This is a genomic window from Streptomyces sp. NRRL B-24085 (assembly GCF_001282115.1).
GTDB lineage: Bacteria > Actinomycetota > Actinomycetes > Streptomycetales > Streptomycetaceae > Streptomyces.
Genome location: NZ_LJBR01000661.1, coordinates 1 through 1,008 on the forward strand (window position 1 = coordinate 1; position 1,008 = coordinate 1,008).

Consider the following 1,008-nt stretch of genomic DNA (forward strand, 5'->3'; position numbering starts at 1 on the left):
CGACCGGCTGCTGTGGCCGCTGCCGCTCGCGCACAGCTACGCCCACTCGCTCTGCCTGCTCGGGACGACCGTGGCGGGTGCCTGCGCCCGGATCACCACGGCACGGGAGCCGGCCGCGCTGATCCGGCTCGTCGAGGAGTTCGCGCCGACCGTGCTGGGCGGAGTGCCGCTCACCTACCAGCAGTTGCTCGACGCCGGACTCGGCGAGGTGCCCTCGCTGCGGGTCTGCGTCACCGCCGGGGCACCGAGCGGTCCGGAGCTGCGGGAGCGGGTCGAGGAACGGCTCGGGGCCCCGCTGCTCGACGGGTACGGCAGCACCGAGACCTGCGGCAAGATCGCGATGGAGTCGGTGGCGGGACCGCGGGTGCGGGGCAGCAGCGGGGCGGTGGTGCCCGGCATGGAGGTGCGGCTCGTCGACCCCGGGACCGGGACGGCGGCCGCGGGCGCCGAGGGCGAGATCTGGGTGCGCGGGCCCGGCGTGATGCTCGGCTACCGCGACGGGCCGGGGACGGACGCCGACGGCTGGTACCGCACCGGCGACCTGGGCCGGTGGGGTGAGCACGGGTGCCTGACCGTCACCGGGCGGGTGAACGACCGGATCGTGCGGGGCGGGGAGAACGTCGATCCCGTCGAGGTCGAGCAGGTGCTGCGCGGGCTGCCCGGAGTGCTGGACGCGGCGGTGGTGGCGCGACCGCATCCGCTGCTCGGCGAAGTCCCGGTCGCGTTCGTCGTACCCGAGGAGCGGGCCCTCGACACGGGCGGCCTGCTGCGCGCCTGCGCCGAGGTGCTCTCCGCGCACAAGGTGCCCGAGGACGTCCTGTTCGTCCCGGCCGTCCCCCGCACCGCGGCCGGCAAGCCACGCCGGGCCGTCCTGCGCGAGGGCCTCGCGGCCCGCCCGGCCGAGGACACCCTCACGGGGCTCGCGGAGCGGACGCCGGGGGAGCGGCGTGGGGTCCTGATGGAACTGGTCTGCGCGGAGGTGGCGGCGATCAGCGGGGTGGGTGGGGA

At 76.5% G+C, this 1,008-nt stretch carries 1 protein-coding gene; it reads left to right on the forward strand.

The annotated features are described in order from the left end of the window. The coding region (locus AOJ26_RS40965; protein WP_159044540.1) for a class I adenylate-forming enzyme family protein at positions 1–1,008 on the forward strand (1,008 nt) is incomplete at both ends.